Consider the following 12,660-nt stretch of genomic DNA (forward strand, 5'->3'; position numbering starts at 1 on the left):
AAGGCACAGTACCAGGCCCGCTCGATCTGCGAATGCATCCATGCCCGCTGGCGCAACTGGGACCTCAGGCAATTGACGGTGCGCGGCATCGAAAAGGTCCGAGCCGTCGTGCTCTGGTACGCCCTCACCAACAACATCCTGCAGGGACATCGCCTCGCCAACCCATAGCTGCGCCAAACCATAGCGGCGCGCAAATCCCGCCCCGCTCCACCGTCGAGGTCTTCAACATCCGCTACTTCGGATGCCGTCTACCCGAAAACCGAATTGGTTCTCAGGCTCTACGACGGCTGATGCAGTCCCGCGAAATCGTCGCGCTCGATCTTGCGGATGCTCTTCACATCGAGCAGATGCGCGCCGAAGCCGCCGCGGGCGACCGTCTTTGCCAGTTTCGGCGAGACCAGAGTGAGGCCGACCGTCATCATCAGCGGCACGGCGCTGAGCCAGTCGAGCCGCACCGGCGTCAGCTCCTCGGTGCTGGCGTTGTAGGGCCCCGAGGTCTTCAACAGATCGCCGCACTCGACCAGAATGTCGCGCCTGGTGCCGCCGCGGGAGGCGTGGCCGAGCAGCGCCTGCATCGCCAAATGCGTCCGCACGCCGGCGCGACTCTCAGGCAAGGGTTGTGGCGTCTCGCCGAGCGACAGGCGCAGCAGCAGATCGACGAGGTCGGTGCCGGCGCGGAAGGCATTGAGCGGCTCGACCAAACGCGGATTGCAGTCGATCAATAGCGGTACGGCGCTGTCGATCGGCGCGACATAATCGACCGACAGCGCGCCGTGCCAGGCCAGCGCTCCCCCGATCGCTTCCAGATAGGCGCGCACCTGCGGACGGCTGATGCTTTCCTTGATCGCCTCGCCGCCGCCGACGCCGGGCGCGATCTGCCGATAGGCGTGGAAGCCGACCAGCTTCCCAAAGCAAAACACCGACTGCGCCTTCTCCGTCGTGCCGGTGACGAGATCCTGCATCAGAACCTCATCGGCAAAGGCGTCGCTGGCGCCGAGCTCGTACAGCGCGATGTTGAAATCGGCTTCGTCGCGCACGAACCAGATGCCGCGACTCGCGGTGCCGACCGAGGTCTTGATCACGGAAGGAAAGCGGATGGCGTCGCGCAGCTCGCTCTCCGACGTCGCGATCCGAGTCGGCGGCTGCGGCAGGCCCAATTGGCCAAGCAGACGGCTGAAGCCGGCCTTGCCGTGCACCATCCGGTAGCTGCCAAACCGCGGCAGCGCCAGGCCGACGCGGCCCTTCAGCCGCGGCTCGGCGCGCGCGAACAGAAAGCCCTGCTCATGGGTCGGCAGCAGCACGTCGAACGGCGCCTCCAGCAGCCGCTCGATGAAGCCGAGGAATCCCTCGGGATCGTGCCGCAACCCCGGGCAGCGATGGAATTTGCGCACGAAGCGCGAATAGCGCGACAGGCACCAGGGCGAGGGATCGCAGACTTCGACATGGTGCCCGGCAAGGCCGAGGATCGTGATCGCCTCGCGCGCCGAGGTGCTCGCCCCCTCGGGGATCAGGACTCGCAGCTTTGTCGCCGGATCGGTCATGCCAGATCATTGCTGCAATGCGAGTTGCTTGTCTTGCCGCTTTAATGCCGCATGTCGCTCGGTCGCGGTTCGCCGGGGCAGCCATGCAGTGGCCTTCATGGACAAATAACTCGCGATGGATATTTTCGTGGCAGCCCCGCCGGGCGTCACATTTAGGGGCTTCTCACTGATATGGCTGATGTTCTCGCCGCACCGCAGCAATTGAAGACCGACAGCGCGGTGCGCACGCTGACGGGGATTTCGATCGCCCATTGGGTCAGCCATTTCCATATGTTCGTGCTGCCGATGCTGTTCCCGTTCCTGAAGGACCGGCTCGGCGTCGGCTATATCGAGCTCGGCTTCGCGCTGACCGTATTCGCGCTGGTCTCCGGCCTGACGCAGGCGCCGATCGGCTATCTCGCTGACCATATCGGCGCGCGAAAAATCCTCCTGATCGGGCTCTGCCTGGGCGGCTTTGCCCTGATCGGGCTCGGTACGCATTTGAGCTATCCCGCGCTGATCGCATGCGCGATCGCGCTCGGGCTCGCCAACAGCGTCTATCACCCTGCCAACTACGCGATCCTGTCGGCGCATATGGACGAGGCGCGGATGGGCCGGGCGTTCTCGGTCCATACCTTTGCCGGCTTCCTCGGCGGCGCGGTGGCGCCGGCGATCATGGCGGCGCTGGTCGCGGCAATCGGCGGGCTCGGCGCGCTGATGGTGGCCGGCGCCGTCGGCCCGCTGGTGGCGCTATTGCTCGTCATCATGGGCATCCCCGACGCGGGCGCCGCGAAGGACAGGCCCGAGGGCAGTGAGAAGGTGAAAACCAGCGTGATGACGCCGGCGATCATGGTGCTGACCGTGTTCTTCACGCTGCTCAGCCTGTCGAGCGCGGGGATCAATAATTTCGGCGTGGTGGCGCTGATGGGCGGCTATGGCGTGTCGTTCTCGTCGGCCAATATCGCGCTGACCGCGTTCCTCGGCGCCAGCGCGGCGGGCGTGCTCGCCGGAGGCTATCTCGCCGACCGCACCCACCGTCATAGCCAGGTGGCGGCGGCCTGCTTTGTGGTCAATGCCGCGATCGTGCTGCTGATAGCGCTGGTCAACCTGCCATCGGCAGTGCTGACCGCAGCGCTTGGCCTGGCCGGCTTCCTCGGCGGCGTGATCACGCCCTCGCGGGACATGCTGGTGCGCAACGCGGCGCCTCCGGGCGCGGCCGGCCGCGCCTTCGGCATCGTCTCCACCGGTTTCAACTTCGGCGGCATCGCAAGCCCGCTGCTGTTCGGCTGGATCATGGACCACAACCTGCCGCATTGGGTGTTCGGCGCGTCCGCCGCGTTCATGGTGGCGACGGTGCTGCTCGCCCTCGTCACCGACCGCAAGCCGCAGGGATCGGAAGCGCGCGCCGCGGCCTGACGACCTATTTTTCAGGTGTCCTCGCGAGCGATTGCTTCCAGACGATCCGCGCAATCGTTCAGGCCGACATAACAGGCGATACCGAGATAGATGGTCTGAAGCGCGCGAACGCTCCGGTCTCGACGTGTCGGCACGCGCGTGGCGCCGATAGCGTGATCGCCGGCCTCGGCTGGCTGCATGGAAAGCGCGCGCTCGTTGGCTATGGTGGTCGCGGTCACGAGAGATCTCCGCAGTGATCCAGGGGACTCTGCGGTGCGCCTGTTACGGTCCGATCACTGCCTCGAACTAAATGCTTACGGCTGTAACCGATCGCGATAATCTGACAGGGAGACGAGCCAACGCGGCTTGATGCGATCCCGAGCTGGCAACAGAAGAGGAGACATCTCAATGCAGGAGTACGATCTTTACATTAATCCGCAGAAGCCGACGTTAGGCCTCTATGTGCGCAAAGGGGCCGGTCTTCCTGATCTGGCCGATCCCAAGCAATGGGCATTTGACGGCACGGCGGCACAAGCCGAATTGCCGCCAGACCTTGTGAAAAGGATCGAAACCAACGGTCACGCTTTCCGCGACATGGACTAGGCTTTGACGTCACCGCATATTTCCAGGTTGCGGCGCCATAGCGCATTGCAGAGCCCCACCACTGCCGGTTGACAGCCTCGGAGGGCGATCCATGATGCGCGGCAACAACAACAAATCGGGATGAAGCGCCATGACCTCAGCGCCTGACATCGTGATCCGCGGCGGCACCCTTGCGGACGGCAGCGGCGGGGACCTCTATGAAGCCGATGTGGCGATCGCGGACGGCAAGATCACCGAGGTCGGCAAGGTCGCGGGCAAAGGCAAGGAGGAGATCGACGCCCGCGGCAAGCTGGTGGCGCCAGGCTTCGTCGATGTTCACACCCACTATGATGGCCAGGTGACCTGGAGCCAGGACATCACGCCCTCCTCGCAGAACGGCGTCACCACGGCGATCATGGGCAATTGCGGCGTCGGCTTTGCGCCGTGCCGGCCCAGCGACCACACCAGACTGATCCAGCTCATGGAAGGCGTCGAGGACATTCCCGAGCCGGTCCTGAGCGCCGGCATTCCCTGGGAATGGGAGAGCTTTCCCGACTACATGAACTGGCTGTCGAAGCGCAGCTTCGACGTCGACATCGGCGCGCAACTGCCGCATGCGGCGCTGCGTGTCTATGTGATGGGCGAACGCGGCGCGCGGCGCGATCCTTCCACGGTGGAGGATAACAGGCAGATGGCGGCGCTGGCGGGCGATGCGGTACGCGCCGGCGCACTCGGCTTCTCCACCTCGCGCACCCTCAACCACCGCACCTCGACCGGCGACTTCACGCCGACCTTGAAGGCGGGCGAGGACGAATTGACCGCGATCGCGGGCGCGATGCATGGCGTCGGCCGCAGCGTGCTGCAATTCGTGCTCGATCTCTCCACCGTCCACGAAGACCTGCCGATGATGCTGCGGGTGGCGGAGAACACGAAATGCCCGATCTCGTTCTCGATCACCCAGAACGACAAGTCGCCGCGACGCTGGCGCCAGACGCTCGACACCATCAACGAGGCAAGCCGCCGCGGCCTCTCGATCACCGCGCAGATCGCCGCGCGTCCGGTCGGGCTGATGCTCGGGCTTGAATTGTCGCGCAACCCGTTCCAGACCCATGCGAGCTACAAGGCGATCGCGCACCTGCCGCTCAAGGAGCGGGTGGCGCGGTTGCGCCAACCTGACGTGCGCGCCGCGATCCTCGCCGAGAATGCCAGCGACACCGACGATCCGCTGTTCTTCCGGCCGAACTACGACAAGATGTATCTGCTCGGAAATCCGCCTGACTACGAGCAGCCGCCGGAGAACACGCTGGGCGCGCAGGCGCGCCGGCTCGGCAAACGCCCGGAAGAACTCGCCTATGACGCGATGCTGACCGACGAGGGCCGCGGCATGCTCTACGTGCCGTTCCTCAACTATTCCGACGGCAATCTCGACGCGACCCGCGAGATGCTGCTGGACCCGAATTCGGTGCCCGGCCTCTCCGACGGCGGCGCACATTGCGGCATCATCTGCGACGCCTCTTTCCCGACTTATCTGCTGACGCACTGGACCCGCGACCGCACCCGCGGCGAGAAGCTCTCGATCCCCTTCGTGATCGCGGTGCAATCACGCAAGACCGCGCTCTCGGTCGGCCTCTCCGATCGCGGCCTGATCGCGCCCGGCTACAAAGCCGACGTCAACGTGATCGATTACGACCGGCTGCATCTGCATCCGCCAAAGGTGCATTACGATCTCCCCGTCGGCGGCCGCCGATTGTTGCAGCAGGTCGACGGCTATGACGCGACGATCGTCTCGGGCGTAGTGACGCAGCGCGGCGGCGCGGCCACCGGCGCAAGGCCAGGCCGGCTTATTCGCGGTACGCAGGCGATGCATTAGGCGCGTAGCGGCGTAGAGTGGGCAAAGAGCGCAGCGACGTGTCCACCATCACGCGCTGTGCTCGCGATGGTGGGCACGCTTTCGCTGTTCGAGCTACGGCGGACAAGTCGCTTTGCCCACCCTGCAAGGACGAAATGTTGCTTACCCGATCAGGCACACTGCCGCAGAACTTTGGCAGCGCCGATTATGGTTGGCTCATGAGGGTCTACGACGTGCGGGCGGCGCGGCCGGCCGTAGCTCCATGTTGGATATACCTGCCGCGACGTTCAGGCCGGTCTGGGCCTCGACCGACACCGGCTGCAAGCTGACCGTGCGGTCTGAGCCTCCAACCAGGACGTTGGCCCCGAGTCCGACGCCAATCGTACCGTCGACGGTGGCGCCACCATAGCTTCCTGCCAGCGCTCCGCGGCGCAGCGTGGTCGGCGCAAAAACGGCCCACGCGAGTTGACCGCCGGACGTTGCACCGATGTCCAGCCCAAACGTGCTGATAGTGCCCTGATAGGCGTCACGCGTCCTGCCTCGTGCAGATGCATAGATGCAGCTCAGTTGCTGCTGTCCCCCGATAACCATGCCGACGCTGGGGGCGATATTGCAGGAAAGCGTTCCGACCCTCACTCGCCCCGGCTGCTGAGCCGTAGCCGGAACGGCTCCCAACCCCAGTGCCAAGGCTCCCCCGATTGCAAGGCCATTCAGCGTTCTGAATATCACTTTCTTGTTCACTGCGACACTCCATCTGACATTTCAACGCTCGCTTGTAACTCGGGGAAACCTCGGCAGACATCCACAATCGGGTGATGATGCTGACTTTGCCTTCGCTGTTCGAGTTACGGCGGACAAGTCGCTTTGCCTGCCCCACGAAAACGGCGCGAAGAAAGCGCGAGAACGGCGCTGCGCGCTCCCGCCTCTCCCCTTGTGGGAGAGGCCGTACCGCATGCAGCGAAGCGGAATGCGATGCGGGTGAGGGGTGCGGCCTATCGAGGGACCACGACTCGTGGAGGCATACCCCTCACCCGGATTTCCCGCTTACGCGCGAAATCCGGCCTCTCCCACAAGGGGAGAGGCGGTTCGAGTGCGCGGATGCTGTGTTAGCCTCACTACACCGAAACTATGTCGGGGATACCGCGCTCTTCAATTCGCTTGAGGGCACCACTTCGCCGCGCAGCCTTGCGCGTTCGGTGTTGGGCCAGAGCAAGAGCAGGCCGAACAATCCGGATGTGATCATGATCGCGGCGTTGATGGTGAAGCCGGTCATGTAGCCGTCGAACAGATTCCCCGCGTGCTGGATCACGCTGCCCATGACCGCCGGCGCCAGGACGCCGGCAAGCGTGTAGAGCGCGCCATAGATCGAGATCACGGCGCCGCGCTGCGACACCGGGGTGAACTCGCCGATCATCGGTGCACAGACCACATAGATCGATCCGCAGAGACCGGAGCCGAAGACGAGCAGCGCGATCGTCATTCCGCCCGGCGCGACATGGGGCATGATGGCCATGATGATGCCGCCGACGATCAGCGGCACCGAGCCGAGCACGCCGCGCGCGCCGCGGGTGGTGAAACCGCGCGCCAGCAACGACTGCGAAACCCAGCCCGTGAGCATGACGACGACGGCGCCGAACACCCATGGCAGGATCGAAACGAAGCCGGCCTGATGCTGCGAATAGCCTAGTCCCTTGACGATGAAGGGCGTGAACCAGGTGAGCCCAAGCGATAGCGCCCAGTACGCGCCGAAGGTGGCGGCAACGCAGCCGACGAAGGTCCGCGAGGTGAGAAGCCGCGAATAGGGAATGCGCTGCTCGCTGGCCGCCGTCGCCGCGCTCTCCACCAGCGGGCCTTCCTTGCCGAGGATCGCCCACGCCACCACCCACATCAGCCCAACGATCCCGAGGGCGCCGAACGCATAGTGCCAGTCGTGATTGACGATGATCCAGTTCAGCGCCGGGACCGCCAGGATCACGCCGAACGCCGAGCCCTGCGACAGGATCGCAATCGGCAAGGTTCGCTTCTCGTCGGGGAACCATTTGAAGATGGCATGCGCCGCCACCGACGCCGCGGGCCCCTCGCCCGCACCGAGGATGATGCGGCAGATCAGAAGCGTGGCGAAGCCGACGGTGCCGACCATCGGGAACTGCGCCAGCGCCCAGATCAGCGCCAGCACCAGCAGCACCCAGCGGGTCTCGACGCGGTTGACGATGAAGCCGACCACGATGGCCGAGATCGAGAACAGGAAGAAGAAGGAGGAGCCGAGCAGGCCGAACTGCTCCGGATCGAGTTTCAGTTCGGTCATGATCGGCACGCCGGCGAGGCCGACCACGATCTTATCCGCGAAGTTCACCAGCATGAACAGGAACAGGAGGAAGGTGATCTTCCAGGCGCCTTTCGGCGTCGGCTGTGCGGTCATGCTTGGTTCTCCCCGTGGTTTTCTCGCTTGCTCGGCTCGGTTGTTCGGCTCTGTCGGCCAGGTTGTGCCCGATGCTAGCCTTGGGTTTCCTGACAAGGCAACCGCGGATTTTGACCTGCAGGCCCTGCCGTGGCATCGACAGCGCATGCCAAGTGGAAATCGTCCCGTGCTCGAGGTCACCGGCCTGAGGAAAAGCTATCGTTCGGCCGGCGAGGACATCGCGGTGCTGCGCGGCGTCAACCTTGCGGTTGCCGCGGGCGAAAGCGTGGCGCTGACCGGCGAATCCGGCAGCGGCAAGAGCACGCTGTTGCACCTGATCGCCGGGCTCGATGCCGCCGATGGCGGCGAGATCGTTCTCGACGGCGTCAGCCTTTCCAACCTCGGCGAGGCCGGTCGTGCTGCACTGCGTCGCGACCGGCTGGGATTGGTGTTCCAGCAATTCAACCTGATCCCGAGCCTGATGGTTTCAGACAATCTTACCTTTCAGTCGCGGATCGCCGGACGGCATGATCCGAAATGGCACGACGAACTGGTGCAGCGGCTTGGACTGGCGCAGCTCTTGAAGCGATATCCGGAGCAATTGTCCGGCGGCCAGCAGCAGCGCGTCGCGATCGGCCGCGCGCTGGCGCCCAAGCCGCTGCTGCTGCTCGCAGACGAGCCGACCGGCAATCTCGACGAAGAGACCGCCGACGAGGTGCTGGCGCTGGCGCGCGATCTGGTGGCGCGGACCGGGTGCGGCTTCCTGATGGTGACACATAGCGCGCGGCTCGCAGCATTGCTCGACCGCCAGGTCAATTTGCATGCGGGGGTGATCGCATGAGCCGGGCGCTGTGGACGCTGGCAGTTCTGCTCAGCCATTGGCGTCGGCATCCGATGCAGCTTGCGACGCTGCTGATCGGATTGATCTCCGCGACCGCGCTGTGGAGCGGCGTGCAGGCGCTGAACCAGCAGGCGCGCAACGCCTATGATCGGGCGGCGGCGACCTTCGGCGGCACCCGCACCGCGATGCTCGTCAGTCGCGACAGCACCAGTTTTCCGCAACACCTCTTCGTCGATCTGCGCCGCGCCGGCTGGCCGGTCTCGCCCGTAGTCGAGGGGCGCCTGCAGATCGGCGGACGACCATTCCGGCTGCTCGGCATCGAGCCGGTGACGCTGCCGGGCGAAGTCAGCACTGCGCCCGTGATCGGCCGGACCGATCTGCAGTCCTTTGTCACGCCGCCCGGTGAAATGCTGGTGGCGCCGGAGACGCTGGCAGACCTTGGCCTCAAAGAGGGCGAGCGGCCATCGTCGAATGGCGGCGTGCTGCTGCCGCCACTCCGCGTGCAGGCGCAGCTCGTGCCCGGCGTGCTCGTCGTCGATATCGGGATGGCGCAGCAGATCCTGAAGATGCCGGATCAAATCTCGCGCGTGTTGATCGGCAAATCCAGCGCCAGGCGCGCGCCGCTCGAAAGCATCGCAGGCGACCGGCTGCGCCTGGTCGAGCCCAACGCGGAAACCGATCTCGAGCGCCTCACCGACAGCTTCCATCTCAACCTGACCGCGTTCGGGCTGTTGTCGTTCTTCGTTGGCCTCTTCATCGTCAACTCCGCGATCGGGCTTGCCTTCGAGCAGCGGCTGCCGATGCTGCGCACCTTGCGCGCCTGCGGCGTGTCGGCGCGGATGCTGAACAGCGTGCTGGTAGCCGAGCTGGTGTCGCTCGCGCTGGTCGCGGGCCTGGTGGGACTGATGTGCGGGTATGTCATCGCCGCGGCGCTGCTACCCGACGTCGCGGCCTCGTTGCGCGGGCTGTATGGCGCGCAGATTCCGGGACAACTGACATTGAAGGGCGAGTGGTGGCTCGCCGGCATCGCGATCAGCATCCTCGGCGCGCTGGCGGCCGCCGCCGCGAGCCTTGCCAAGGCGATCCGCATGCCGGTGCTCTCATCAGCGCAGCCGCAGGCCTGGCAGCAGGCGCAGCGGCGCTGGCTGGTGTTTCAGAGCGCTGCCGCGCTTGCCGCCTTTGCCGTGGCCGGCGGCTTTCTCTGGTTTGGCGATTCCCTGCTTTCGGGCTTTGCCGTGCTCGCCGCGCTGATGCTCGGCGCCGCGCTGATCCTGCCGATGATTCTGGAGATCGCACTTGCGCTCGGCCAACGCAACGCCGGGCGGCCGGTCAGTATCTGGTTCTGGGCCGACAGCCGCCAGCAGCTTCCGGGATTGTCACTGGCGCTGATGGCGCTGTTGCTAGCGCTCGCAGTCAATGTCGGCGTCGGTACCATGGTGGAGAGTTTCAGCCGCACTTTCCTGGTCTGGCTCGACGGACGGCTCGCTGCCGATGTCTATGTCAACGCGGCCAGTGATGCGCAGGCAAGTGGGATCAAGACCTGGCTGCGCGGGCGGAGCGAGGTGCAGGCGATCCTGCCCGGCGGCCGCGCGGATGCGCAGCTTGCGGGCATGCCGATCGAGGTGCTCGGCCTGCCCGATCAGGCGACTTTTCGCGACAACTGGCCGCTGCTGGAATCGCGATCGGATGGATGGGACCGCCTGCGCGCCGGCGACACCTGCTTTGCCAGCGAGCAATTGTCGCGGCGGCTGAAGCTTGCGATCGGCGACCGGATCGAGGTGCCCGCGCCCGGCGGCAACTGGCCGCTCGAGATCGTCGGCATCTATGCCGACTACGGCAATCCCAAGGGCCAGGTGGCGGTGAACTTTGCCGCGCTGACGCGGCACTTTCCGGAAGTGCCGCAGACACGGTTCGGCCTCCGCGTCCCACCGCCCGCCGTGCCCGCGCTGATTGCCGAGCTGCAGCAGAAGTTCGGCCTTGATGACCGCAGCGTCGCCGATCAGACGACGGTGAAGGCGGAGTCGAAACGCATCTTCAACCGCACCTTCTCGGTTACGTCAGCACTCAACACCTTCACGCTCGGCGTCGCCGGCGTCGCGCTGCTCACGAGCCTCCTGACGCTGGCGAATTCCCGCCTGCCGCAACTTGCGCCGCTGTGGGCGATCGGGCTGACGCGCCAGCGGCTCGCGAGGATCGAACTGTTGAAGACGATGGCGGTGGCGCTGATCACGTCGCTGTTCGCGCTGCCGCTCGGCCTTCTGGTGGCGTGGTGCCTGCTCGCGGTCGTGAATGTGAAAGCTTTCGGCTGGCGGTTGCCGTTCCAGGTGTTCCCGTTGCAACTGGTGGAGCTGCTCGGCGTTGCCCTGGCGGCGGCGCTGTTGGCTGCGCTATTGCCTGTCATCCGGCTGGCGCGGATGCAGCCGGCGAGCCTGATACGGATCTTTGTCAATGAACGCTAACCCGATCTCGCGCCGCGCGTTCATGGGCGGCGCGCTTGCAGTTGGCGTCGTAAGCCAGGCGCATGCGCAAGGCTTCGCCGGGCTTGGCGAGACCGCCGACGGGTTTGCGCCTGTCACGCCTGGCAAGCGTTTCGTCTTTCCGCTCGATCACGGCCCGCATCCGGAATTCCGCATCGAATGGTGGTATGTGACCGCGAACCTCGTTGATCCGGCTGGCACGGCCCATGGCGTGCAATGGACGCTGTTCCGGCAGGCGATGCGCGCCGGCGCGCAGCTTGAAGGCTGGGCCAACCAGCAAATCTGGATGGGACACGCCGCGGTCACCCGCGCCGACATCCATCGCTATGCCGAGACATTTGCGCGCGGCGGCGTCGGGCAGGCCGGCGTCGAGACGAGTCCGTTTGTCGGCTGGATCGATGCCTGGGAGATGCGTGGGCTCGACGGCTTCAATGCGGACAAAGTGGCGCCGCTGAAACTCAGCGCGACGGGCGCGGATTTCAGTTACGAGCTCCGGCTCGATGCGGAGCGGGCGCTGGTGCTGCAGGGCGACCGCGGCTACAGCATGAAGTCCGATCGCGGACAGGCGTCCTATTACTACAGCCAGCCCTTCTTCAAGGCGGCCGGCCGCATCGTCATCGACGGCAAGCCTGTCAACGTCACCGGGCAGGCCTGGATGGACCGCGAATGGAGCAGCCAGCCGCTCGCGTCCGACCAGACCGGCTGGGACTGGTTCTCGCTGCATCTGCCCAATGATGAAAAGCTGATGCTCTACCGGCTGCGCCAGAAGGACGGCAAGAGCAACCTGTTCGGCAACTGGATCGAACCGGACGGCAGATCAAGCGAGATCGCTGCAAGCGATAACAGCATCAGGCCCACCGCCTTCACCGAGATCGGCGACCGCAAGGTGCCGACGGCGTGGCGGGTCGAAATTCCTGCGCGCGGGGTCAAAATCGAAACCAGGCCGCTCAACGCGCGAAGCTGGATGGGAACGGGCTTTTCCTACTGGGAGGGCCCGATCAGCTTTGCCGGCAGCCATGCCGGCGTCGGCTATCTCGAACTGACCGGCTATTGAGCGGCGACTTCAAGGGAGGCTCTCCATGTATCACGACACGGCGATCGTCACCTGCCTTGCGATCGCGTTCTATTTCTTCACCTCGGCGACCGTTGCGCGGGCGCGTTACACATTCGCCGTCAAGCTGCCGGCGATCTCGGGGGATCCAGATTTCGAGCGCATCTTCCGGGTGCAGATGAACACGCTGGAATGGATGCCGATCTTCCTGCCCTCGCTGTGGCTGTTTGCGATCTACATCAGCGACGCGATCGCAGCCGCGCTCGGCGTGGTCTGGATCATCGGCCGCATCGTCTATTTCATCGGCTATCGCCAAGCCGTCGAAAAGCGCGGCCCCGGCTTCGGCATCCAGGCGCTGGTGTGCATCGTGCTGTGGGGTGGCGCGTTGGGGGCCGCGACGTGGAAGGTGATTTCCTGAGAGGGTTATTTGAGATTGACGGCTCTTCAAACTCCCATGTCGTCCCGGGCTTGACCCGGGACCCATAACCGCAAGCGCTCGTGGTGTGCTCCGCCGCAACCGCTCGCGCGCACCCAACGACCGACTGTG

The 12,660-nt window shown here is 65.2% G+C and carries 11 protein-coding genes and 1 pseudogene; 8 read left to right on the forward strand and 4 right to left on the reverse strand.

Annotated elements, in window-relative coordinates:
- A pseudogene (locus tag YY7_RS60920) lies at window positions 1–168 on the forward strand (IS5/IS1182 family transposase); the annotation flags it as partial.
- Between the two features lie 110 nt (window positions 169–278).
- On the opposite strand, the gene YY7_RS0134875 reads toward YY7_RS60920, so the two are convergent.
- The gene (locus YY7_RS0134875; RefSeq protein ID WP_028167235.1) at window positions 279–1,541 is read right to left on the reverse strand and encodes a hypothetical protein; all 1,263 of its coding nucleotides are present in this window, start codon (window positions 1,539–1,541) and stop codon (window positions 279–281) included.
- Window positions 1,542–1,712: 171 nt separating this feature from the next.
- Here YY7_RS0134875 and YY7_RS0134880 point away from each other — a divergent pair, with 171 nt between their 5' ends.
- Window positions 1,713–2,936, forward strand: a complete 1,224-nt coding sequence (locus YY7_RS0134880; RefSeq protein ID WP_028167236.1) for an MFS transporter — start codon at window positions 1,713–1,715, stop codon at window positions 2,934–2,936.
- An 11-nt stretch (window positions 2,937–2,947) separates the two neighbouring features.
- Here YY7_RS0134880 and YY7_RS0134885 read toward each other — a convergent pair whose 3' ends face one another.
- Entirely contained in the window at window positions 2,948–3,154 is a 207-nt protein-coding gene (locus YY7_RS0134885; RefSeq protein ID WP_028167237.1) for a hypothetical protein, read from the reverse strand.
- 169 nt (window positions 3,155–3,323) lie between these two features.
- Between YY7_RS0134885 and YY7_RS0134890 the strand changes: the two genes are divergently transcribed.
- Window positions 3,324–3,518 (forward strand): hypothetical protein, encoded by a 195-nt coding sequence (locus YY7_RS0134890; RefSeq protein WP_028167238.1) that lies wholly within the window; start codon window positions 3,324–3,326, stop codon window positions 3,516–3,518.
- Between the two features lie 130 nt (window positions 3,519–3,648).
- A complete protein-coding gene (locus YY7_RS0134895) occupies window positions 3,649–5,367 on the forward strand; it encodes an N-acyl-D-amino-acid deacylase family protein (RefSeq protein ID WP_028167239.1) in 1,719 nt (572 codons plus the stop codon).
- 195 nt (window positions 5,368–5,562) lie between these two features.
- Here the strand turns inward: YY7_RS0134895 and YY7_RS0134900 are convergent, their stop codons facing one another.
- Complete coding sequence (locus tag YY7_RS0134900) at window positions 5,563–6,087, reverse strand: DUF992 domain-containing protein (protein WP_028167240.1); 525 nt, start codon at window positions 6,085–6,087, stop codon at window positions 5,563–5,565.
- A 385-nt stretch (window positions 6,088–6,472) separates the two neighbouring features.
- Window positions 6,473–7,765: an MFS transporter gene (locus YY7_RS0134905; RefSeq protein WP_028167241.1), complete on the reverse strand. Its 1,293-nt coding sequence runs from the start codon at window positions 7,763–7,765 to the stop codon at window positions 6,473–6,475.
- Between the two features lie 145 nt (window positions 7,766–7,910).
- On the opposite strand from YY7_RS0134905, the gene YY7_RS0134910 reads away from it, so the two are divergent.
- From YY7_RS0134910 to YY7_RS0134925, 4 genes are read left to right on the forward strand one after another with little or no spacing between them, the layout of a single operon-like run.
- The gene (locus YY7_RS0134910) at window positions 7,911–8,585 is read left to right on the forward strand and encodes an ABC transporter ATP-binding protein (RefSeq protein ID WP_035691701.1); all 675 of its coding nucleotides are present in this window, start codon (window positions 7,911–7,913) and stop codon (window positions 8,583–8,585) included.
- A complete protein-coding gene (locus tag YY7_RS0134915; protein ID WP_028167243.1) occupies window positions 8,582–11,044 on the forward strand; it encodes an ABC transporter permease in 2,463 nt (820 codons plus the stop codon). Before YY7_RS0134910 ends, YY7_RS0134915 begins: the two co-directional genes overlap by 4 nt.
- Window positions 11,034–12,116 (forward strand): lipocalin-like domain-containing protein, encoded by a 1,083-nt coding sequence (locus tag YY7_RS0134920; protein WP_028167244.1) that lies wholly within the window; start codon window positions 11,034–11,036, stop codon window positions 12,114–12,116. Before YY7_RS0134915 ends, YY7_RS0134920 begins: the two co-directional genes overlap by 11 nt.
- Window positions 12,117–12,141: 25 nt before the next feature.
- A complete protein-coding gene (locus YY7_RS0134925; RefSeq protein WP_028167245.1) occupies window positions 12,142–12,531 on the forward strand; it encodes an MAPEG family protein in 390 nt (129 codons plus the stop codon).
- Window positions 12,532–12,660 lie beyond the last annotated feature (129 nt).

It is taken from the genome of Bradyrhizobium elkanii WSM2783 (genome assembly GCF_000472865.1).
In the GTDB taxonomy this organism is placed as follows: Bacteria; Pseudomonadota; Alphaproteobacteria; order Rhizobiales; family Xanthobacteraceae; genus Bradyrhizobium; species Bradyrhizobium elkanii_A.

Coding starts and splice junctions, on each gene's coding strand:
- YY7_RS0134875 (WP_028167235.1), bottom strand. CDS start 1,541: ATGACCGATCCGGCGACAAAGCTGCGAGTCCTGATCCCCGAGGGGGCG.
- YY7_RS0134880 (WP_028167236.1), top strand. CDS start 1,713: ATGGCTGATGTTCTCGCCGCACCGCAGCAATTGAAGACCGACAGCGCG.
- YY7_RS0134890 (WP_028167238.1), top strand. CDS start 3,324: ATGCAGGAGTACGATCTTTACATTAATCCGCAGAAGCCGACGTTAGGC.
- YY7_RS0134895 (WP_028167239.1), top strand. CDS start 3,649: ATGACCTCAGCGCCTGACATCGTGATCCGCGGCGGCACCCTTGCGGAC.
- YY7_RS0134905 (WP_028167241.1), bottom strand. CDS start 7,765: ATGACCGCACAGCCGACGCCGAAAGGCGCCTGGAAGATCACCTTCCTC.
- YY7_RS0134910 (WP_035691701.1), top strand. CDS start 7,911: ATGCCAAGTGGAAATCGTCCCGTGCTCGAGGTCACCGGCCTGAGGAAA.
- YY7_RS0134915 (WP_028167243.1), top strand. CDS start 8,582: ATGAGCCGGGCGCTGTGGACGCTGGCAGTTCTGCTCAGCCATTGGCGT.
- YY7_RS0134920 (WP_028167244.1), top strand. CDS start 11,034: ATGAACGCTAACCCGATCTCGCGCCGCGCGTTCATGGGCGGCGCGCTT.
- YY7_RS0134925 (WP_028167245.1), top strand. CDS start 12,142: ATGTATCACGACACGGCGATCGTCACCTGCCTTGCGATCGCGTTCTAT.